Below are 21,280 nucleotides of genomic sequence, written 5' to 3'. Positions count from 1 at the left end.
GTGCGTCCCGATCGCGCCGCCAGTTCTTAGCCTTGGACCTCCCGCGGGTCCGGCGAACGAAAGGTGCATCTTTCACCAGCCTCACCTCCCGCAGGATCGACTTGGGACACGGTACCGGCGAGGTCCGACAAGAATCGTTACGTCGCCTGCAGTCGTTTCTCGAAGGCCAGCTGATCGTAGGGCGACGAGCCGTACGCCGGGATCGCGCGGTAGCCACTGGCGCGATAGAGGGCGATCGCCTCGGTCAGAACCGGATGGGTGCCCAGCCGGACCGTCGTGATGCCGTGGGCGGCCGCGTCCTGTTCGATCGCGGTCAGCAGCCGCCGTCCCAGCCCGAGGCCGCGCGCGTCCGGGCTCACCCACACGTGCCGGATCTCGGCGATCGGCCCGGCGCCCTGCCACAAGCCGCAGCCGACCGGCTGCTCGGCCTCGCGGGCCAGCAGGAACGCGCCCTCGGTGAGCGTTCCGGGCGCGATCAGCGTGGCCGGGTCGTATCCCTCGGGGAAGCGAAGGTCCAGTTCCCCGGCGTACGCGTGCAGGCAGGCCCGGGCGGAAGCGGTGTCGTCCGGCACGGCTTCGATCGTGATGGTGGCCAGCCGGGTCAGGCGGCGCACAGAGGCCTGCGCCTCCAGCAACCGCTCCCGCTGAGCCGGGGTGAGCGGGTCGAGCAGCGCGGCCACGCTGTCGCGGGAGCGCGCCTCCAGGTCGGCCCGCTCGCGGCGCCCGGCCGGGGTCAGGGTCGCTGTGCGCACCCGGCCGTCGGACGGATGGGACCCGACCGTGACCAGGCCCGCCGCGCCGAGCGAGCGCAGCATCCGGCTCAGGTAGCCGGAGTCGAGCCCGAGCCGGGACCGCAGCTCGCGCAGGTCGGCCCCGTCGCCGATCTCGAACAGCAGGCGCGCCTCGCCGAGCGGGCGGCCCTGCCCCAGGTAATGATCGTTGAGCACGCCGAGGCGCTGCGTGTAGAACCGGTTGAAGTCACGCACGAGCTCGATCTGGTCCACGACCTCTGACCATAGTCAGAGAAATATTTCAGGGGGAACCATGAGCCGGACAGTGGTCATCACCGGCGGCAGCTCGGGCATCGGGCTGGCGGCGGCCGAGCAGTTCGCCGCCGCGGGCGACGAGGTGGTGCTGGTCGGCCGGACGCCCGAGCGCCTCGAGCAAGCGGCACGAAGGGTACAAAACGCGACGGTCATGAAAGCCGACTTCGAGGACCTCGACCAGGTACGCGACCTCGCCGCGCAGATAAAAGAGCAGCACCCGAAGATCGACATCCTGGCCAACAACGCCGGCGGCATGGTCGAGCACTACCGCCGTACGAAGGACGGCTTCGAGGCCACCATCCAGGGCAACCACCTGGCCCCGTTCCTGCTCACCCACCTGCTCCGCGACCGGCTCAGCGGCGGCCGCGTGGTCAACACGGCCTCCCGCGCCCACATGCGCGGCGCGCCCGACCCGGACGACCTGGTCGGCGACCCGGCCAAGTACCGCGCCTTCCCCGCGTACGGCGCCGCCAAGACGGCCAACATCCTGTTCGCCGCCGAGGCCGCCCGCCGCTGGCCGGACATCACCAGCGTCTCGTTCCACCCCGGCGTCGTGCGCAGCAACTTCGGGGCGGGCAAGGCGACCCGGTTCTTCTACAAGTACGCGCCTTTCCTGGTCACGCCCGAGAAGGCGGGCGCGCTGCTGGTCTGGCTGGCGACCAACGGCAACGTGACCAACGGCGGCTACTACGACGAGAGCCGCCGCCTCAGGAAGCCGGCGCCCCACGCGAGCGACCCGGCCGCCGCGGCCGCGCTCTGGGCCGCCAGTGAAGAGGCCACCGGCGTCCGCGGATAACGGAAATCCGGCGAACCGAGGGCTTGTTCACGAGCCCCTGCCGCCGGGGCCGGCGGAAACGTACGGTCCGGCGGGTGCGCATCACGGCGGCCCTCTCCCTGCTCATCGTCACGGCACTGTGGACGATCGGGCTGGACGACGCGCCGGCCGGGCTCGCCGCGTGGGGGCGGCTGGCCGCGTTGTGGTCGGCCGACCTGCTGCTGCTCCAGGTCGTGCTGCTGGCGCGCATCCCGTGGGTCGAGCGGGCGTACGGCCAGGACACTCTCGCGCGGTGGCACCGGTGGACCGGCTTCGCGTCGTTCCTGCTGCTGGCCGGCCATGTCGTGCTCGCCGTCACCGCGTACGGGATGAGGGCCTCGGACCCCGGGATGCTGTGGGCCTATGCCGCTCTGATCGCGTTGATCCTGGTCGTGGTCACCTCGGTGCGGGGCGTGCGCCGGCGGCTGCGGTACGAGTCGTGGCACCTGCTGCATCTGTACGCCTACCTGGGCATCGGCCTGGCCCTGCCGCACATGTTGCTGCTGGGCAGCGACTTCCGCTCCCCCGTGGCGCGGGCGTACTGGTGGAGCCTGTACGCGATCGCCGCCGGCTCGATCCTCGTCTTCCGCCTCGGACTGCCGGCGTGGCGCACGCTGCGGCACCGGCTGACCGTAGAGCACGTCGACCCGGAGGCGCCCGGTCTGGTCTCGGTCTATCTGAGTGGGCGGCGGCTCGACCGGCTGCCGGCGCGGGCCGGGCAGTTCTTCGTCTGGCGCTTCCTCGACGGGCGGGGCAGCCTGCGCGGCCATCCCTTCTCGCTGTCGGGGCCGCCGCGCAGCGACAGCCTGCGGATCACGGTGAAAGTCGTCGGCGACGGCACTGCCCGGGTGGCCGCGCTACGCCCGGGCACGCGGGTGCTGATCGAGGGCCCGTACGGCCGGATGACCGCGACCACCTACGCCGGCGGCGCCGTGACGATGCTGGCCTGCGGGACCGGGGTGACGCCGCTGCTGGCACTGCTCTGGGACCTGCCGTACGAGCCGGGCCGGGCGACCCTCGTCTACCGCACCCGCCATCCGCACGAGGTGGCCTTCCTCAAGGAGCTCGAGTGGCTGGCCGAGCACCGCGGCGTGCGGCTGGTGCCTCTGGTCGGGCCGCGCGCCGAGGCGGGTTCGTGGCTGCCGGCCGAGTACGCCGACTACGACGACGCCGAGGCGCTGCGCTCGCTGGCCCCCGACATCGCCGGTCACGACGTGTACGTCTGCGGGCCCGACGCCTGGGCCGCGTCGGTGTTCCGGGCCGCCCGCCGGGTGGGCGTACCCCCGGCCCGCCTGCACCGGGAACGGTTCGGGTGGTGAGAATGGGCTGATGAGGGAACACCCCAACGTCATCGCCGTGCAGGACGCGCTGGACGCCGCGGGCGCGCACACCGCCGACGACGCCCCGTCCATGGTGATCGTGCTGGACTCGGCCGTGCACACCGCGGCGGCGGCCGCGCAGGCGCTGTGCATCGAGGTCGGCCAGATCGCCAACTCGCTGATCTTCGACGCCGACGGGGAGCCGCTGCTCGTCCTGACCTCGGGCGCCCACCGGGTCGACACGGCCAAGGTCGCCGCCGACCTGGGCATCGCGAAGCTGCGCCGGGCCACGCCCGAGTTCGTCCGCGAGCACACCGGGCAGGCGATCGGCGGGGTCGCTCCGCTGGGTCACCCCAAGCCCGTGCGTACGCTCGTCGACTCCGCACTCGAGCAGTACCGCGACATCTGGGCGGCCGGCGGGGTGCCGCAGGCCGTGTTCCCGATCACCTTCGCCGAGCTGGTGCGGGTCACCGCCGGCACCCCGGCCGACGTGGCCTGATGCCGGTCACGCTGCACGTCTGGCGGGTGCCGCGCCACCGGGTGGGGGTCGCGATGGTCCGCCTGGCCTTCCCCGGCCCGCACCGGACGAGCTTCGCCAAGTTCCTCGGCACGGCCGACGGCTTCGGCCCCACCGATGCCGATCTGACCCGATATGCGGCGGTGACGGTCAGCGAGCGCCCGATCGTCCTGCACAACTGGGACAAATTGGCCGTCGCCAAGGCCCGGATCGACCTCACCCCGCTGAGCAGCCGGGGCACCTGGTCGGGCCGGGAGCCGTTTGAGCCGGTACATCGGAAAACGGACGGTATGGTGCTCGCGCTGACCCGGGCCCGCCTCCGCCCGACCCGCGCCCGGGCGTTCTGGAAGGCCATCCCCCCGGTGGCCCGTGAAGTGGATCAAGCGCCCGGCCTGCTGGCGCACTTCGGCATCGGCGAGGCCCCGATCGGCTTCCAGGGCACCATCAGCCTGTGGCGCAGTGCGGCGGACCTGGCCCGATTCGCGTACCGTCAGCCGGAGCATCGGGCGGTGATCGCACGGACGCCGACCGATGGGTGGTACGCCGAGGAGCTTTTCGCCCGATTCGCGGTCGACGACATCTCGGGCGACCGCGACGTGCTCGGCTGGAACAAAGGGGCGTGACTCGACGATGAGGCTCGTGGCGTGGCAGCCGGACGACCTGCTGCGGCGGCTCGACGACGTGGTGAGCGTCTACGGCGAGGCGATGGGCTACCGCCAGGAGCTGCTGCAGACCCGCCGCGGGTACATCGGCGCCCACGTGCGCCGGGCCGGCTTCCGGGCGGTCGCGACCCTCACCACCGACGGGCGGCTGGCCGGCTTCGGCTACGGCTACACGTCCGGCCCCGGCCAGTGGTGGCACGACCAGGTGCGCTCCAACCTCAGCGACGACGACCGGGAGCGCTGGCTGAGCGACTGCTTCGAGGTCGTCGAGCTGCACGTGCGCCCGGCCGCGCAGGGTCACGGCGTCGGCGCCCGGCAGCTGCGCGCGCTGCTGGCCATGGCCGACGGCGAGACCGTGCTGCTCTCGACGCCCGAGGCCGACGAGCAGAAGTCGCGGGCGTGGCGGCTCTACCGCCGGTTCGGCTTCGCCGACGTGCTGCGCCACTTCCACTTCCCCGGCGACGAGCGCGCCTTCGCCATCCTCGGCCGCGACCTGCCGGTCGTCGAGCGCCCCGCGGAAGACGCACCCGGCATTGTCGGTCTTTAAAGCAAGGGCGCCCTGGGTTCTGCTCGGCGCCCTGGTCCTCGCTCAGATCTGCTATCCGCTGACCTCCGGTGCGACGCGGGCCGCCTTCACCGTGGCCACCGTGGTGATCGGCTACGTGTTGTCGGTGACGCACGCGCTGCTCAGCCGGGGTCCGCGGGCCGCGCTCGCCCTGGTCGGCACGGCCACCCTGGGCGGCTTCGCGGTCGAGGCGATCGGCGTGGCCACCGGCTTCCCGTTCGGCACCTACGACTACTCGGGTCAGCTCGGGCCGAAGCTGCTCGGCGTACCGCTGATCATCCCGCTCGCCTGGACGTGGATGGCCTGGCCGGCCTGGCTGGCCGCGCAGCGCCTGCCGATCGCCCGCTGGGCCCGCGTCGCCCTGGCCGCGTTCGGCCTGGCCGCCTGGGATCTCTTCCTCGACCCGCAGATGGTGGCCGAGGGGTACTGGCGGTGGCTCTCCCCCACTCCGGCCCTGCCCGGCGTGCCCGGCATCCCGGTCGGCAACTATCTGGGCTGGCTGGGCTTCGCGATCGTGCTGATGACGGCGCTGAGCTACCTCTCGCGGGTGCACGAGCCCCGGGCCGGCGACGCTCCCATGCTGGGTCTCTGGTTCTGGACGTACGCTTCCTCAGTGCTCGCCCACGCGGTGTTCCTGAGCCTGCCCGCCTCGGCGGCCTGGGGCGGCGTCCTGATGGGCGCGGCCGTCCTGCCCGTGGCGTTACGGCTGGTCAAAACGGCAAAACCGCTTGCCGGCGTACGCGGGGAGAGCCCGTGAGGTGGCTGGCCCTGCTGCCGTGGGCCGCCCTGACCGCCCACACCGCCATCAACGCGCTCCTGCTCCGCCGCCCTCGTGCGAAGCCGACCGGCGAGCGGATCGCCGTCCTTCTCCCGGTGCGCGACGAGGCCGAGCGGGTCGGCCCCTGCCTCGAGTCGCTGCTGGCCCAGCGCGGCGCCGAGAACCTGACGATCTACGTGCTCGACGACGGATCGACCGACGGCACGGCCGAGGTGGTGCGGTCGCTGGCCGGCGACAAGGTGCGGCTGCTCACCGGGGCGCCGCTGCCCGACGGCTGGCTGGGCAAGCCGCACGCCTGCCAGCAGCTGGCCGACGCCGCGGCGGACGCCGACGTGCTGTCTTTCGTGGATGCCGACGTGGTGCTCGAGCCCGATGCGATCGCGTCGGCCGTCGCCGAGGTACGCCGGGCCGAGGTCGATCTCCTCTCGCCGTATCCGAAAATCGTCGGCGCCGGGCGGCTGGTGCAACCGCTGCTGCAGTGGTCGTGGCTGACCTTCCTGCCGTTGCGTGCGATGGAACGCTCGCCGCGCCCGTCGCTGGCCGCGGCCGGCGGCCAATGGCTGGTCGTCGACGCCGCCGCCTACCGGAAGGCCGGCGGTCACGCGGCCGTGCGCACCGAGATCCTCGAGGACATCGCCCTGGCCCGCGCGGTCAAACGCACCGGCGGCCGCATCGCGCTGGCCGACGGCTCGCGGCTGGCCACCTGCCGCATGTACGACTCGTGGCGCGAACTCACCGCGGGCTACGCCAAGTCGCTCTGGGCGTCCTTCGGCTCGCGGTCCGGCGCGGCCGCCGTCGTGGTCGTGCTGCTTTTCCTGTACGCGTTTCCCTCGCTTGCCTTTCTCGGGATGACGGTGGCTGGTGCGTTCGAGTGGGCCGCCCTCGCCTTCTGCGCGTACGCCCTCGGGGTCGCGGGGCGTGCGGTGTCCGCCTCGGCCACGGGCGGCCGCGCCTGGCCCGACGCCCTGGCCCACCCGATCTCGATCGTGCTGTTCGCCCGCCTGATCATCCAGTCGTTCCGCCTGCGCGCCCGCGGCGGCCTGACCTGGCGCGGACGCGCGGTATGAGGTCGATGGCCATGACCAGCGCCGACGCCGGCCCGGTGAGCGCGGGGCAGTCCACATGAGCAATATCGTCGTGATCGGCGCCGGGGTCGGTGGGCTGACGGCGGCCGTGCGGCTGGCCGAGGCCGGGCACTCGGTGACCGTGTTCGAGCGCTCCGGCCAGGTGGGCGGCAAGCTCGCCGTGTACGAGCGGGACGGCTTCCGCTTCGACACCGGCCCCAGTCTGCTCACCCTGCCGCAGGTGTTCACCGAGGCGCAGCCCGACCTGGTGCCGCTCGACCCGGTGGTGCGGCACGTCTTCGCCGACGGCACGGTGCTCGACTCGTCGTCCGTGCACGCCGAATTCCTCGACCGCATCGCGGCCGCCCTCGGCCCGGAGGCGGCCCGCGACTGGGACCGGTTCTGGCACCGGGCCCGGCGCGTCTGGGACGCCTCGTGGCGGTCGGTGCTGCGCAAGCCGGTCACGCCGGCCTCGCTGGCCGGGCTGACCTGGCGGGTCGGCGACCTGGCGGCGATCGCGCCCGGCCGCTCGTTGCGCGCGCTGGGCCGGCAGTATCTGCGCGACCCGCGGCTGCGGACCATGCTCGACCGGTACGCGACCTACACCGGCGCCGACCCGCGCCGGGCGCCGGCCGCGCTGGCCGCCGTCCCCTACGCGGAGCTCGCCTTCGGCGGCTTCTACGTGCCGGGCGGGCTGGGCACGCTGGCCACCACGCTGGAGTCGCGCTGTTCGGCGGCCGGGGTGCGGATCGTCCGGGCCGAGGTCCGGCGGATCACCGCCGAGGGCGGCCGGGTCACCGGCGTACGGCTGGGAAGCGGCGAATTCGTGCCGGCCGACGCCGTGGTGTCGAACGTGGACGCGCTGACCGTCTACCGCGATCTGCTGCCGACGCCGCGCCGGCTGGCCGGGCTCACCGACCGCAGCCTGGGCGGGTTCGTGCTGCTGCTGGGCGTGCGGGGCGAGACCCCCGAGCTGGCCCACCACACTGTCTTCTTCCCCTCGCACTACGACGGCGAGTTCGACGACATCTTCGGCTCGGCCTCGCGGCGGGCCCGGCCGGCCGGCGATCCCACCGTCTTCGTCACCCGCGCGGCCGATCCCGCGGTGCACCCGGCCGGCTGCGAGGCGTGGTTCGTGCTGATCAACGCGCCGCGCCACGGCACCGACTGGCGAGCCGTGGACTGGCGGCGGCCCGGGCTGGCCGACGGGTACGCCGATCATGTGCTCGACGTGCTGGCCCGGCGCGGTCTCGACGTACGGGACCGGCTGGTTTTCCGCGAGACCCGCACGCCGTACGACCTGGCCGAGGCGACCGCCGCGCCCGGCGGCGCCATCTACGGCACCGCGGGCGGCCTGATGCGCCCGGTCAACCACGGCCCGGTCGAGGGCCTGCACCTGGTCGGCGGCTCGGTGCACCCGGGCGGCGGCCTGCCCATGGTGACCCTTTCGGCCCAGATGGTCGCCGACCGCATCGGCCCCGCCTGACCGCCGGCGCTCAACGCGGCCGACGCTCAACGCGGCCGACGCTCAACGCGGCCGACGCTCAACGCGGCCGGCGCTCAACGCGGGGCGTGGGCGGCGAGGAACGCCTTCGCGATGGCCGAGGAGAGGTCGGCCGGGTTGGTGGCCGGGAACGCCTTGCCCCCGGTGGCCTCGGACATGTCGGTCAGGGCCTTCATGTCGACGTCGGGGCCGTAGCCGAGGGACAGCACCGGCACCGGGCGGCTCGGGTCCTGCTCAGCCGCCAGCTTCTGCATGAACTGGGCGTGGGTCATCTTGTACGTGGACTCGCCGTCCTCGCCGTCGGTCAGCACCACGACCAGGGTGACCGTGCCGGGTGAGACCTTCTCGCGCATCTCGGCCACGGCGTCGAGCACGGACTTGTACAGCGGCGTGCCCGAGTTGTCGGCCGCCCGGTAGTCCTTCATGGCCTTGGCCAGCGCATCACGGCGCGGCTTACCGTCGACCGGCGCGGTGATCGGGCCGTACGAGACGACCTCGCGGTGCGGCGGGCTGCTCGGCGTGGGCTGGCCGAAGTACCACATGCCGACCGTCGTGTCCTCGGCGAACAGTTCGGCCGCGAACCGGCCCGACTCGCGCAGCAGCCCGGCCCGCGTGGTGGTGCGGCCGCCGGGCGCCGCGATCTTCTTGTTCATCGAGCCGGACGCGTCGATGAGCAGCAGCACCTGCGTGCTGAGCGACTTGTACTCGCTCCACATGGTGGCCGGGGCCAGCAGCGCGCTGGGCTGGGCCGGCAGCGGCAGCGTGCCGGGCAGCGGGGCCGGCCGGAAACCGGCCTTGGTCAGCGACGAGCGGGTGATCGCCGCGCGCAGCTGGGCGGTGAGCTCGATGTCCTGGTTGTTCTTGGCCACCGCGAACGGGTAGTCGGCCTCGACCTGCCCGTCGGCCGGGAACCCGCCCGTGAGCCGGACCGTGTTCTTGCCCCGCTGGTAGGTACGCAGCTGCTGTTCGGTGGTCGGGAAGACACCGACGTCGTAGACCACGCCGTTGGTGTTCCACTGCGCGGCGACCCGGGCCATCAGCTTGGCCGGGTCGGCCGTGGCCTCCTTGAGCCGGCTGCGCAGGGTCAGCGCGCGCAGCTGGGCGATGCCGCTGTCGGGCGTGGTGCGGGCCATGGCCGCGTTGACGCCGTACACCGAGAGCAGGCCGACCGTGCTGATTTGCGCGTCCGGCATGGTCACGGCGGCCACCTTGCCGGTGGCCACGGCCCCGGTGAGCTGGGCCCACGACGTCCGGCCGCCCTTGACCAGGGTGTTGGTCACCACGGAGGGGGCGGCCAGCACGATCGGCGAGTGGGCCAGCGGCTTGCCCTCGGCGGTGAAGGCGGCGCCGCCCGCGTTGGCGATGCCCAGCCAGGCGCTGCTGGACGGGATCCACACGTCGGGCTTGGCCGCGTTGGCCACGGTGAAGCCGGGCTCCTCGGCGACGACCGAGATGGGGTCGCACGCGTTGGCCGGGTCGTCGTCGAGCTTCTTGGCGGCCGCGCTCACCACCGGCGCGATCTCGGGAGCGGCGGCGACCCGCAGCTTGACGCCCGGGCAGGGCGAGGCCGACGGCGCGCGGGTGGCCGCGGTGGCGTCGTTGGTGGTGCGGGCCGGATCGCGGGTGTACATCCACCAGGTCGTGCCGCCGGCCACGGCGACCAGGAGCACCACGATGGCCGCGGCCAGCAGCACCCGGCCGGCGCCGCCACCGGGCGGTCCGTGGTGGGTGATCGGCTCGTCGCCCGGCCCCTGGTAGCCCCTCGGCAGCTCCGACATCGCACCCACCTCTCCCTCTTGATCCGGCGCGCCGGCCATCGAGCGGCCTCGCTTCAACGTGGCGAATAGTAATCACATATCGGCGAGGGACGCGGGTCGCCCCCTATTGGCAGGTTGCCGATAGACAGAGAGTCTTACATCACCTACCCTGCGGCCGCGCCATCGCAACTGCGATCAATTCCCCATCGTCACCTGTGCCAACAGGCTCGCGGGCCCACCCGCCGTACAGCCTGTCCACATCGAAGCCGGCCGCTTCGACGGTGATCCGGAGCTCGCTTTCGGACCGGAAGCGCAGTGTGGTGGAGCTCCGTCGCTCGTCACTGTGAGTAAATACATAGTGCCGAGTTACGTCGACCGTTGAACCCTTCACGGAATCCACGGTCATCCATGTGTCGACGACGTCACCGTCCGGCAGGACGACAGGCCGGCGGGAGTCGGCGGGATTCCACGCGACCCACGGGCGGCCCTCCGGGTCGCGGCTGTCGAAGATCAGGCGGCCGCCCGCGACGAGCGCCCGGCGCAGCACCCGCAAGGTCGACAACCACTGCTCGTCACTGACGAAGGACTGCGCCACGTGATTCGTCATGAGAACGGCCTCGAACGCCCGCGACGGCACCGCCTCGACCGCACCCGCGATCCAGTGCACCGCTTCGGCGCCGGGCTTGCGGCGGGCGGCGTCGAGCGCGGCCCGGGCCGGCTCGATCGCGGTCACCTCGTGGCCGGCCGCCGCCATGGCGATGGCCAGCCGGCCGGTGCCGCAGCCGAAGTCGAGCACGCGGGGCGCGTCCCGCTCGGCCAGCAACGCCATGAACAGGTCGTCGTCCCAGCCCCACACGGTCTCCGCGTCGTAGACCTCGACCAGGCGCGGATCCTCGAACTCCCCACGGTTCACCATTCAGACATTAGGGTCTGCAGGCATGGAATGGCTGGCCCCGGAACGGTACGCGGCGGAGCTCGAGGCGGAGGCGGGGCGGCTGGGCGCGGCGGCGGCCCGGCAGCCGGTGACCACGATCGTGCCGAACTGCCCTGAATGGACGATTCACGACCTGGTCACGCACGTCGGGTCGGGTCACCGCTACGCGGCCGACGTGCTCGAGGCGGGCGGCCCGGTCGCGTACGAGCGGGTCGGCGCACCGTCCGATCCGGACGTCTGGACGCCGTGGCTGCTCGACGGCGCGCAGAGGCTGAACGCGGCCGTGGCGGCCGTGGGCTTCACCGGCGAGACTTGGACCTGGCACCCGAGCCACCAGACGGCCGGCTTCTGGCTGCGACGCATGGTGCACGACCAGGTCGTCCACCGTTTCGACGCCGACCCGGACGGCGACCTGGCGCCCGACCTGGCCGCCGACGGGGTGGCCGACCTGCTGCTGAGCTTCGAGATGTTCGACGGCCTGAACGGCGACGGCGAGACCCTGCAGTTCAGCGCCACCGACATCCCCCGAAGCTGGCACGTCACGCTCACCAGTAGCGGCATCAAGTGGACCGACGGCGACCACGCGGCCGACGTGACGCTGACCGCCCCCGCCCGCGACCTGCTCCTCATCCTGAACCGCCGCCTCGCCGCCCCGAGGATCGACGGCGACCCGGCGCTGTGGGACCGGTGGCTGACCGCCTCCCGCTTCTGAGATCTAGAGAGGACGCACGCCGAGCGGCAGCTCTTCTGTCGCTATGTGATGGAGCAGTGTTCGACGAAGCGCCTCGGCGGCGTGCGGCAGCACCGAGCGCTTGCGGTGGGCCAGCGCGATGGTCCGGCGCATGCCGGGCGGCGCGAGGGGCGTGGCCCGCAGCAGCGGCCGGTTGGCCAGCACCATGCTCGGCACCAGCGCCACCCCCAGCCCGGCCTCGACGAACGCCAGCACCGCGTCCATCTCACCGCCCTCGACGGCGAACTTCGGGGTGAAGCCGGCCCGCTGGCAGGCCTCGAGGGTGACGCCGCGGATGTCGTAGCCGGCCCGGAACATGACCAGCGGGGTGTGCTCGAGCTCGGCCAGCGCGATCTGCGGGTTGGCGGTGGGCGGCGGGCCGTCGGCCACCGAGGCCACGACCAGGCTCTCGCGCAGCACGGGAGCGGCGCTCAGCGAGTCGTCGACACCCTCCTCGGGCTGCACGATCAGGGCCAGGTCGAGCGTGTGGGCCAGCAGGTTCTCGATCAGGTCCTGCGAGCCGCCCTCGTTGACGTACAGCTGGATGTCGGGGTGGTCGGCGCGGAACGTGCGCAGCACCTCGGGCACCAGCGACGAGCACAGGCTCGGTGTCGCCCCCAGACGCACCTCGCCCCGGCGCAGGCCGACGATGTCCGAGACCGCCTCCTGAGCCGCGTCGGCGTCGGAGACCATGCGCTGGGCGAGCGGCAGCAGGGTCTGGCCGGCCGCTGTGAGGGTCACACCGCCACGAATCCGCTCGAACAGGGGCGCGCCGAGCGTCGCTTCCAGCGTGTGAATTTGCTTACTGAGAGTCGGCTGAGAGACGCCCAAAATGTCCGCTGCCTGGGTGAAATGGCGGGTTTGTTCGACTGCGAGAAAGTAGCGAAGCTGCTGGAGCTGCACCTCGATAGCCTATCTCTATGAACGCTGCGTCGATCATGCATTAGACGAATCGTGGCCGGAAACCTACCGTCCAGAGTGTGGCGGTAGATACTTCGACCCGGAAGACGCCGGCGGTCTCGCCGGCGCCGGGCAAAACGACGCGGCGGCGTTCCTCGGTCGCCCTCAAGCTCTTCATGGCGGTGACCGGCCTGCTGCTCGTCGCCTTCCTGTACGTGCACATGATCGGCAACCTGAAGATCTTCTTCGGCGCCGAGACTTTTGATCACTACGCGCACTGGCTGCGGACCATCGGCACCCCGCTGCTGCCCGAGGCCTGGTACCTCTATATCCAGCGCGCTGTGCTGACCGTGGCAGTGGTCGGGCACATCGTGGCGGCGACGATCCTGGCCCGCCGGGCCCGGCTGGCGCGACCGGTCAAGTACGTGCACCGGCCCAAGGTGCAGGGCAGCTACGCCGCCCGCACGATGCGCTGGGGCGGCGTGATCGTCCTGCTCTTCGTGATCTACCACATCCTCGACCTGACCACGCTCAACCTGAACCCGCACGGCGTGCACGGCGAGGTCTACCGGAACGTCGCCGAGGACTTCGCCCCCGGCCGCTGGTACGTGACGCTCTTCTACACGCTGTCGATCGTCGCGGTGGGCTTCCACCTGCGGCACGGCCTGTGGAGCGCGGTCCGCACGTTCGGCCTGCAGAGCCCGCGCGGCGAGTTCTACGCCCGCGCCACGGCCCTGGTGCTGTCGGTCGTGCTGGTCGTCGGCTACCTCTCGGTGCCCTTCGCGGTTCTCGTCGGATTGGTGGACTGAAATGCCGGACTTCTACAACGACGGCGACCCGATCGCCGACACCGCCGCCCCCGAGGGCCCGATCGAGACCCGCTGGGAGCGCCGTCAGTTCAGCGCCAAGCTGGTCAACCCGGCCAACCGGCGCAAGCTGACGGTCATCGTGGTCGGCACCGGCCTGGCCGGCGGCTCCGCGGCGGCGACCCTGGCCGAGGCCGGCTACCACGTCAAGTCGTACTGCTATCAGGACAGCCCGCGACGGGCGCACTCGATCGCCGCGCAGGGTGGCATCAACGCCGCCAAGAACTACCGCAACGACGGCGACTCGATCTACCGGCTGTTCTACGACACGGTCAAGGGCGGCGACTTCCGCGCCCGCGAGTCGAACGTGTACCGGCTGGCCACGGTGTCGCGCAACATCATCGACCAGTGCGTGGCCCAGGGCGTCCCGTTCGCCCGCGAGTACGGCGGCCTGCTCGACAACCGCTCGTTCGGCGGCACCCAGGTGTCCCGCACGTTCTACGCCCGGGGCCAGACGGGTCAGCAGCTGCTGCTCGGCGCCTACCAGGCCATGGAGCGCCAGATCGGCCTGGGCAACATCGAGATGAACAGCCGGCACGAAATGCTCGAGCTGATCGTCGTCGACGGCAAGGCCCGCGGCATCGTCGTGCGCGACATGGTCACCGGCGAGATCAGCACCGAGATGGCCGACGCGGTCGTGCTCGCCTCGGGCGGCTACGGCAACGTCTTCTTCCTCTCGACCAACGCCAAGGGCTGCAACGTCACCGCCTCGTGGCGGGCCCACCGCAAGGGCGCGCTGTTCGCGAACCCCTGCTACACGCAGATCCACCCGACCTGCATCCCGGAGTCGGGCACGCACCAGAGCAAGCTCACGCTGATGAGCGAGTCGCTGCGCAACGACGGCCGGGTGTGGGTGCCCAAGCGGGCCGAGGACTGCCAGAAGCCGGCGGCGGAGATCGCCGAGGAGGACCGCGACTACTACCTCGAGCGGATCTACCCCTCGTTCGGCAACCTGGTCCCGCGTGACATCGCGTCGCGCGCGGCCAAGAACGTCTGCGACGAGGGCCGCGGCGTCGGCCCCGGTGGTCTGGGCGTCTACCTGGACTTCGCGGACGCGATCAAGCGGCTGGGCCAGAAGGCCGTGGAAGCCAAGTACGGCAACCTGTTCGAGATGTACCAGCGGATCACCGGCGAGGACCCGTACCAGGTCCCGATGCGCATCTACCCCGCGGTGCACTACACGATGGGTGGCCTGTGGGTCGACTACGACCTGCAGTCGACCATCCCGGGCCTGTTCGTCGTGGGTGAGGCCAACTTCTCCGACCACGGCGCCAACCGGCTCGGCGCGTCCGCCCTGATGCAGGGCCTGGGCGACGGCTACTTCGTGCTGCCCACGACGCTGGGCAACTACCTGGCCAACGGCCCGTTCGAGAAAATCGCGCAGGATCACGAGGCCGTGGTCGAGGCGCGTACGGCGGTCGAGAGCCGGATCAAGCGGCTTTTAGAGATCGACGGCGACCGTACGGTCGACAGCTTCCACCGGGAGCTCGGCCACATCATGTGGGAGTACTGCGGCATGGAGCGCACCGAGGAGGGCCTGACCAAGGCCATCGGGCTCATCCGCAGCCTGCGCGAGGAGTTCTGGCAGCGGGTCAAGGTGCCCGGCACCGGCGAGCAGCTCAACCAGAACCTGGAGAAGGCCGGCCGCGTGGCCGACTTCTTCGAGCTGGGCGAGCTGATGTGCATCGACGCCCTGCACCGGCGCGAGTCGTGCGGCGGCCACTTCCGGGCCGAGTCGCAGACCCCCGACGGCGAGGCCCTGCGCCACGACGACGAGTTCAGCTACGTCGCGGCCTGGGAGTACGCCACCGGCGAGAGCGCCAAGCCCACCCTCCACAAGGAACAGCTCGAATTCGAGTACGTCCACCCGAGCACCCGGAGCTACAAGTAGTGAGATTTATTCACGACGGTGGAGACCATCTGCCTCACCTCACCCTCACTGCAACTCACGGAAGGTCGTGAATAAACCTCAATGGACATCCAGGTACGCGTGTGGCGTCAGCAGGACTCTTCCGACAACGGCCGGATGGAGACCTACGACGTCAAGGACATCTCCCCCGACGCCAGCTTCCTCGAGATGCTCGATGTGCTGAACGAGAAGCTGATCCTCGACGGCGACGACCCGATCGCCTTCGACCACGACTGCCGCGAGGGCATCTGCGGCGCCTGCAGCATGGTCATCGACGGCGTGGCGCACGGCCCCGAGAAGGCCACCACCGCCTGCCAGCTGCACATGCGGCACTTCAAGGACGGCGACAAGATCGACGTCGAGCCGTGGCGGGCGGCCGCCTTCCCGGTGATCAAGGACCTGGTCGTCAACCGCGGCAACCTCGACAAGATCATCGCGGCCGGCGGCTACATCACCGCCCCCACCGGCGCCGCCCCCGAGGCGCACGCCACCCCGGTGCCCAAGGCGGACGCCGACCTGGCGTTCGAGGCGGCCACCTGCATCGGCTGCGGCGCCTGCGTCGCGGCCTGCCCGAACGGCTCGGCCATGCTGTTCACCGCGGCCAAGGTGGCCCACCTGGGCCTGATGCCGCAGGGCCAGCCCGAGCGCGACACCCGCGTGATCGACATGCTGCAGGCCCAGGACGACGCCGGCTTCGGCGGCTGCACCAACATGGGCGAGTGCTCGCAGGTCTGCCCCAAGGGCATCCCGCTCACCCTGATCGGCCGCCTGAACAGCGACTACCGCAAGGCCGTACGCAAGAAGATCTGACGCTTTGTCATCGGGGCCGGTCCTGGACGGGACCGGCCCCGATTCCGTTGTGTATGAACGTCGTCAGCGTCTCGACGGCGTCGTCATCCGCCGCCCACGGCTCGGCCAGTCCCGACACCAGCGTGGCGAAGATCGAGGCCAGCACGTACGGGTCCCCGGCCGGATCGGCCTTGGCGATGTGCTCGGCGAGGTGCGCGAGGTCGGGTTCCATCATCTGCCGGGACCGCTCGGCGAACCCCTCGTCGACGATGGCGGCCTGCCGCAACGCCTCGACCACCGCGCGGTGCCGGCGATAGAAGTCCCAGTACGCCGCGACGTGATAGCGCACCGCCGCCCGGTCCCGGAAGTCGTCGCTGTGCCCCTCGGCCGCGGCGCTCTCGTCCCCCTCGGCGAGCAGGTCGACCAGCAGCGCCTCGAGCAGCTGCTCCTTGCTCGCGAAGTGCTTGTAGAACGAACCGGTGGCGCGGCCCGCCTCGGCCGTGATGTCCGTGATCTTGGCGTTGAGATAGCCGATGCGCTCGAAGACCCGTACGGCGGCCGCCTTGAGTTCCGCCTCGGTCTGTGCCGCCTGCTGCTTCCGCACCCCTGCCACTTGACGCAGATTATCAGTCACTCGTACGGTGAATCCATGTTCACTGAATCTAAGTTCACTCTCATCGTCGGCGCCGGGCCGACCGGCCTCACTCTGGCGCGTGTGCTGCAGCGGCACGGGGTGCCGTTCCGCATCGTCGAGCAGTCGCCGGTGCCGCCTGAAGGCTCCCGAGGCAAAGGCATTCAACCGCGTACGCAGGAAGTTCTCGACGATCTAGGTCTGCTTCCGGCGTTTCTCGAGACCGGCGGCGACTACCCCGAGCTGCTGATCCACCTGCCCGACGGCGGCACGATGACGCAGCGCATGGACGAGCAGCACGACCCGACGCCGGCCGTGCCCTACCCGAACATGCTCATGCAGCCGCAGTGGCGGACCGCCGAGCTGCTGGCCTCCGGCGTGCCGGTCGAATACGGCGTCGGGGTCACCTCGCTGTCGCAGGAGTCCGTCACGCTCTCGACCGGGGAGACCGTCACGCCGCGCTATGTCGTCGGGTGTGACGGTGGGCGGAGCACCGTGCGCAAGGCCTTGGACGTTCCCTTCGAGGGCGAGTCGTTCCCGACCGAACAGCTGATCATCGCGGACGTGCGGGTGCCGGGCCTCTCGCGCGACAACTGGCACATCTGGCCGGGGGCGGATCAGCGCTCGCTCCGGCTCGGCCTGTGCCCCCTGCCGGGCACCGACGTCTTCCAGCTGACCGCGTCGCCCTCGTCGCAGTCGATCGGGGAACTGGTCGAGTCGGTCGGCTTGACCGTGACCGACATCGGGTGGACGTCGCTGTACCGCGCGAACATCCGCATGGTGTCGCGCTATCGGGTGGGCAACGTCTTCCTGGCCGGCGATGCCGCTCATGTGCACTCCCCCGCCGGCGGGCAGGGTCTCAACACGGGCATTCAGGACGCCTACAACTTGGGGTGGAAGCTCGCGTACGAGGAACTGCTGGACACCTACGAGGCGGAGCGCCTGCCGGTGGCGGCCGACGTGCTGGGCATCAGCACCCGCCTGCACCGCCAGGCTTCCGTGCGCCGCGACGACCCGGCGCTGCGGCAGCTGGGGGTCAACTATCGGGGCGGCCCGCTCTCGGCCGAGCGCCGCGAGTCACCCGGTTCGGTGCAGGCAGGCGACCGCGCCCCGGGGCCGATCCTCGATCTGCTGCGCGGACCGCACTGGACGCTGCTGGCCTTCCACTGGCCCGGCGACCTGCCCGCCGCGACGCCCGATCGGCACGTCCACCGCATCACCGACCCGGCCGTGGCCGCGGTCTACGACGTCGCCGAGCCAACCCTTTTTCTCGTACGCCCGGACAACTACATCGGCTGCGCGGCGTCCACCCTGGACGACATCACCGACTACTTCGTGAAGGTGAAGTAGTGGTAGGGGCCGTACGTGGAGATGTTGGCCGTGTCGCCTGACTTGCCGTTCTGATAGTCGGAACGCTCCCGATAGAAGACGCCGGTGGAGTGGGTGGTGCGCAGCTCCTTCGAGGACCGGCCGCTCGCGTCCAGCGGCACGTAGAAGTAGCCCCACAGGATCCACTTGCCGCGCGTGTAAACGTCGATCTGCAGGTACTGCTTGCGGCCCGGGTGCGGGTTCATGGTCGCCTTGAACACCGGGTGCGCGGTCCGGCGGAAGTGGTAGTACGGCACCGACCCGATCTTGGCGTACTTGTAGTGCCGGGTGACCTGCGTGCTGACGCTCGCCTTGTGCCGACGGACGACTTGACGGTCTTGGGCAGGGTCTTCACGTCGCCGCGGTAGACCGCCGACAGGGTCGTGTTGCGGGTCAGCTTGATCGAGGCGGTCAGCTTGCCCCGTGCCGTCGACGGTCAGCTTGCGCAGCAGCCGGTTCGGCTGGTCGCTGCCGGACGGGTCGGCCCAGATCTCGACGACGCGGTTGGGGCCGGTGGGGCCGAGCTTGGCGGTGAAGGTCACCGTCGAGCCGTACGCCCAGGACGTGCCGTTGCGGTCGAGCGTCAGCGTGGTCGACGGAATCACCGCGGCCTTCACCGACGCGGTGGCCGTCGCTGCGGCCAGGTGGTCGTCACCGGGGATGCTGACTGTGTAGGTCACCGTCCCGGCCGACCATTGCACGTCCTCGAACTCGAAGCCGGCGCCGTCAGCCGTCTCCGGTCCGACGCGCCGGCTGCCCGACGCGTCGGTACGGGTGATCACCAGAGGCCGGCCCTCGACGAGCCGGGTCGAGAACGTGCCCCGGACGAGATAGCCCTTGTCCGGCTGCGTTGTGGCCGGAACGGTGAGCTTGATGGTCACCGGAACCTTGGCCGGGTCGTTCAGCACCTGCAGCGAGTAGCGGCGATGATGGTCGGCCACCCCGAACAGCCGGTCCCCACCCGGTTCCCAGGCCATGGCCGGCTGCAGAAACATGACGCTCGTACCGGTCTGCTCGGTCGGCCGCAAGTCGAAGTGCTTGGCGGCAACGGTGGTCCCGGGGGTGAAGAGCGCGACGGCTTTGCCCGCCCCGCCGCTGTTGGCCAGGGCCAGGGCGCCGTCCGACCGCACCGCGACAGCGCTGGTGAAGGTGGTGGTCGAGTACTCCTCGATCGTCGAGAGATCGTCCGACGACAACGCCATCGTGGGAACCGTCGCGGCCGACACGATCAGGCGGGTGCCGTCCGCGCTGAACGCCAGGTCGTGGGCAAAACTGCTGAAGGCGCGGCGCGCGACCGGGGTCGGCGGGTCGGTCGAGACGTCGAGGAGGCTGAACTCGGCGCCGGTGGTCGCCGTCTGGACGGCGGCGACGATGTCCGGCCTGCCGGGCGTGGTGGCCAGCCGGGGAGCGTGCCACCAATAGGCGCCGGCGGGAAGATCGCCGTGGAATTCCGCGCCCCGGGTGACCACCGGAGCCGAGCCGGACAGGTCGAGGGAGCCGAGCCCCCGCCTGTCCTCACCGAACCAGATCTTGCCGCCCGCCGCGGCGAGCGACTGAGGCGCCCCACCGATCGCGTAGGTGGCGACCGTGGCTGTGGTGGCCGGGTCGAACGCGACAATGGCGCCCGCCCCCGGCACAGCGGCGTAGAGCCGGTCGGTCAGGATCAGATCCTGCACACCCGGCAGACCGGTGCTGGTGGCCAGCACCTCACCCGTGTAGCTGGTCGTGATCAGCTTGCCGCCGACCGGGTCGCTGATGAAGATCCGCTGATGCGCGCCGTCGACCACGAGGTCGGCCACCGAGCCGATCGGAAGCTCCCGCGCCTGGTCGGCGGCGGCGGAACCCGTCGCGAGCTCGAACCCGACCACGGTGGCGCCACCCAGGACAGCGACGGAAAGAGCAGTACGAATCAGACTCCGCTGGGCAGGCACGCGCGGAAGGATACGCAGTCATCGTCCGGAGTTGATCATCCGAACGGGCGAACCGACAGCGGTGCGCGGCACGACGAGGGCGGCCGAGACGCTGACCGCGGCCGCGATGACCAAGGGCAGGACGGCGCCCAGATGAATCAGGGCGGCGCCGAGCGGGATGCCGAGCGCCACCGGGCCGAACATGACCGTGTTGGAGGTGGCGGCGACCCGGCCCAGCAGGTGGTCCGGCGTCCGCGTCTGCACGGCGGTGACGGCGGCGATCAGCGCCCACGGCAAACCGACGCCGATCAGCAGGCTGCCCGCGATCATCGTGGGCCACCAGGGCAGGGCCTGGACCAGGCAACCCACGGCGAACCCGGCCGCCCCGACCGCCGTCACCGTGAGCGGCGTCAGGCGGGCCAGCACCCGGCCCACCACCACGCCCGCCACGATCGATCCCGCGCCCTGCGCCGTGCCGAGGTAGCCCAGGCGGGTCGCCGGCAGGCCCAGGTCGTGGACGAGGTGGGCCAGCACGGCCGCGTCCTTCAGGCCGGACGCCCCGATCGCCGCTGCCGCGACCAGCACCGGCCCGCGTACGGCAGGCACGCCGAACAATGCCCGCAGGCCGGGCCGGAAACCGGGCGAATCGCGTCGGGCCGGCTCCGACGGAGTCAGCCGCATCAGCGCGTAACAGACCGCCGTCAGCAGGGGCAACGCGGCACAGAGGAGGACGACGGCGGTGGGGCCCCGCCAGGCGTACAGGCTCGCGCCGGCCAGAGGCGCCACCAGCTTCATGCCCTCCTGGGCGCTGGAACGCCAGCCGTTGACGTCGGCCAGGATCTTCGGCGTCAGGGCCGACGGCAGGACCGCCGTCTCGCCGGCGTCGATCACGACGTAGCTGACGCCCCGGGCCAGCAGCACAACAAAAATCAGCCAGGACGCCTCGGCCGACCGGACGGCCAGCAGGGTCAGCAGGAGGGCGCCCAGGGCCAGGTCGGCCACGATGAGCAGGGGGCGACGAGGCAGGCGGTCGACCAGCGCACCCAGCCACGGCGCGGCCAGCGTGGGCACGTAGATGCAGATGGCGGTGAGCGCGGCCAGGCTGACCGAGCCGGTGAGATCGAAGACCCAGATGCCGGCGGCCAGGGTCATGGCCGTGCTGCCGAAGCCGGACAGCAGCGAGATCAGCACGAACAGGAGCGCGTTGCGCCGCATGA

20 protein-coding genes are annotated in these 21,280 nt (G+C 71.2%); 13 read left to right on the top strand and 7 right to left on the bottom strand.

Translation table 11 applies throughout. The features are described from left to right. Positions 1 to 137: 137 nt before the first annotated feature. Complete coding sequence (locus tag OWR29_RS11655) at positions 138 to 1,004, bottom strand: bifunctional helix-turn-helix transcriptional regulator/GNAT family N-acetyltransferase (protein WP_267562712.1); 867 nt, start codon at positions 1,002 to 1,004, stop codon at positions 138 to 140. A 40-nt stretch (positions 1,005 to 1,044) separates the two neighbouring features. Here OWR29_RS11655 and OWR29_RS11650 point away from each other — a divergent pair, with 40 nt between their 5' ends. The 8 genes from OWR29_RS11650 to OWR29_RS11615 all read left to right on the top strand — a co-directional run bounded on the left by OWR29_RS11650 (position 1,045) and on the right by OWR29_RS11615 (position 8,251). Then, positions 1,045 to 1,842, top strand: coding sequence for an SDR family NAD(P)-dependent oxidoreductase (locus OWR29_RS11650; RefSeq protein ID WP_267562711.1), 798 nt, complete (start codon positions 1,045 to 1,047; stop codon positions 1,840 to 1,842). Between the two features lie 74 nt (positions 1,843 to 1,916). Continuing rightward, positions 1,917 to 3,179, top strand: a complete 1,263-nt coding sequence (locus tag OWR29_RS11645) for a ferredoxin reductase family protein (protein WP_267562710.1) — start codon at positions 1,917 to 1,919, stop codon at positions 3,177 to 3,179. A 10-nt stretch (positions 3,180 to 3,189) separates the two neighbouring features. Beyond that, the gene (locus tag OWR29_RS11640; protein ID WP_267562709.1) at positions 3,190 to 3,678 is read left to right on the top strand and encodes a YbaK/EbsC family protein; all 489 of its coding nucleotides are present in this window, start codon (positions 3,190 to 3,192) and stop codon (positions 3,676 to 3,678) included. Continuing rightward, positions 3,678 to 4,319, top strand: coding sequence for a monooxygenase (locus OWR29_RS11635; protein WP_267562708.1), 642 nt, complete (start codon positions 3,678 to 3,680; stop codon positions 4,317 to 4,319). Before OWR29_RS11640 ends, OWR29_RS11635 begins: the two co-directional genes overlap by 1 nt. Positions 4,320 to 4,326: 7 nt before the next feature. Then, complete coding sequence (locus OWR29_RS11630; protein ID WP_267562707.1) at positions 4,327 to 4,905, top strand: GNAT family N-acetyltransferase; 579 nt, start codon at positions 4,327 to 4,329, stop codon at positions 4,903 to 4,905. After that, positions 4,892 to 5,680, top strand: coding sequence for a carotenoid biosynthesis protein (locus OWR29_RS11625; RefSeq protein WP_267562706.1), 789 nt, complete (start codon positions 4,892 to 4,894; stop codon positions 5,678 to 5,680). The genes OWR29_RS11630 and OWR29_RS11625 overlap by 14 nt, the downstream gene beginning before the upstream one ends. Continuing rightward, positions 5,677 to 6,768 (top strand): glycosyltransferase family 2 protein, encoded by a 1,092-nt coding sequence (locus OWR29_RS11620; RefSeq protein ID WP_267562705.1) that lies wholly within the window; start codon positions 5,677 to 5,679, stop codon positions 6,766 to 6,768. Before OWR29_RS11625 ends, OWR29_RS11620 begins: the two co-directional genes overlap by 4 nt. Before the next feature lie 55 nt (positions 6,769 to 6,823). Further along, on the top strand, positions 6,824 to 8,251 hold the full coding sequence (locus OWR29_RS11615; protein ID WP_267562704.1) for a phytoene desaturase family protein: 1,428 nt from the start codon (positions 6,824 to 6,826) through the stop codon (positions 8,249 to 8,251). A gap of 74 nt (positions 8,252 to 8,325) precedes the next feature. Here the strand turns inward: OWR29_RS11615 and OWR29_RS11610 are convergent, their stop codons facing one another. Both OWR29_RS11610 and OWR29_RS11605 read right to left on the bottom strand, forming a co-directional pair. Continuing rightward, a complete protein-coding gene (locus OWR29_RS11610; RefSeq protein WP_267562703.1) occupies positions 8,326 to 10,047 on the bottom strand; it encodes a substrate-binding domain-containing protein in 1,722 nt (573 codons plus the stop codon). A gap of 139 nt (positions 10,048 to 10,186) precedes the next feature. Beyond that, a complete protein-coding gene (locus tag OWR29_RS11605; protein ID WP_267562702.1) occupies positions 10,187 to 10,942 on the bottom strand; it encodes a class I SAM-dependent methyltransferase in 756 nt (251 codons plus the stop codon). Between the two features lie 22 nt (positions 10,943 to 10,964). Here OWR29_RS11605 and OWR29_RS11600 point away from each other — a divergent pair, with 22 nt between their 5' ends. Next, complete coding sequence (locus tag OWR29_RS11600) at positions 10,965 to 11,672, top strand: maleylpyruvate isomerase family mycothiol-dependent enzyme (protein WP_267562701.1); 708 nt, start codon at positions 10,965 to 10,967, stop codon at positions 11,670 to 11,672. 3 nt (positions 11,673 to 11,675) lie between these two features. On the opposite strand, the gene OWR29_RS11595 is transcribed toward OWR29_RS11600, so the two are convergent. Further along, entirely contained in the window at positions 11,676 to 12,599 is a 924-nt protein-coding gene (locus OWR29_RS11595; RefSeq protein WP_267563247.1) for a LysR family transcriptional regulator, read from the bottom strand. A gap of 71 nt (positions 12,600 to 12,670) precedes the next feature. On the opposite strand from OWR29_RS11595, the gene OWR29_RS11590 reads away from it, so the two are divergent. The 3 genes from OWR29_RS11590 (at position 12,671) to OWR29_RS11580 (ending at position 16,175) form a co-directional block, all read left to right on the top strand. Further along, entirely contained in the window at positions 12,671 to 13,399 is a 729-nt protein-coding gene (locus OWR29_RS11590) for a succinate dehydrogenase cytochrome b subunit (RefSeq protein WP_267562700.1), read from the top strand. A gap of 1 nt (position 13,400) precedes the next feature. After that, complete coding sequence (locus OWR29_RS11585; RefSeq protein WP_267562699.1) at positions 13,401 to 15,347, top strand: fumarate reductase/succinate dehydrogenase flavoprotein subunit; 1,947 nt, start codon at positions 13,401 to 13,403, stop codon at positions 15,345 to 15,347. Between the two features lie 81 nt (positions 15,348 to 15,428). After that, a complete protein-coding gene (locus tag OWR29_RS11580) occupies positions 15,429 to 16,175 on the top strand; it encodes a succinate dehydrogenase/fumarate reductase iron-sulfur subunit (protein ID WP_267562698.1) in 747 nt (248 codons plus the stop codon). Positions 16,176 to 16,182: 7 nt separating this feature from the next. Here the strand turns inward: OWR29_RS11580 and OWR29_RS11575 are convergent, their stop codons facing one another. After that, positions 16,183 to 16,767 (bottom strand): TetR/AcrR family transcriptional regulator, encoded by a 585-nt coding sequence (locus OWR29_RS11575; RefSeq protein WP_267562697.1) that lies wholly within the window; start codon positions 16,765 to 16,767, stop codon positions 16,183 to 16,185. 36 nt (positions 16,768 to 16,803) lie between these two features. Here OWR29_RS11575 and OWR29_RS11570 point away from each other — a divergent pair, with 36 nt between their 5' ends. Further along, entirely contained in the window at positions 16,804 to 18,135 is a 1,332-nt protein-coding gene (locus OWR29_RS11570; protein WP_267562696.1) for an FAD-dependent monooxygenase, read from the top strand. On the opposite strand, the gene OWR29_RS11565 is transcribed toward OWR29_RS11570, so the two are convergent. Continuing rightward, positions 18,114 to 20,084, bottom strand: a complete 1,971-nt coding sequence (locus tag OWR29_RS11565; protein WP_267562695.1) for a hypothetical protein — start codon at positions 20,082 to 20,084, stop codon at positions 18,114 to 18,116. The two genes, OWR29_RS11570 and OWR29_RS11565, sit on opposite strands and share 22 nt — an antisense overlap. Positions 20,085 to 20,102: 18 nt before the next feature. Further along, a complete protein-coding gene (locus OWR29_RS11560) occupies positions 20,103 to 21,278 on the bottom strand; it encodes an MFS transporter (protein WP_267562694.1) in 1,176 nt (391 codons plus the stop codon). Between the last annotated feature and the right edge of the window lie 2 nt (positions 21,279 to 21,280).

The sequence above is a fragment of the Paractinoplanes pyxinae genome (genome assembly GCF_026626335.1).
In the GTDB taxonomy this organism is placed as follows: Bacteria; Actinomycetota; Actinomycetes; order Mycobacteriales; family Micromonosporaceae; genus Actinoplanes; species Actinoplanes pyxinae.
Note: the sequence above shows the minus strand (reverse complement) of the source record. Positions and strands in the feature narration are given on the sequence as shown.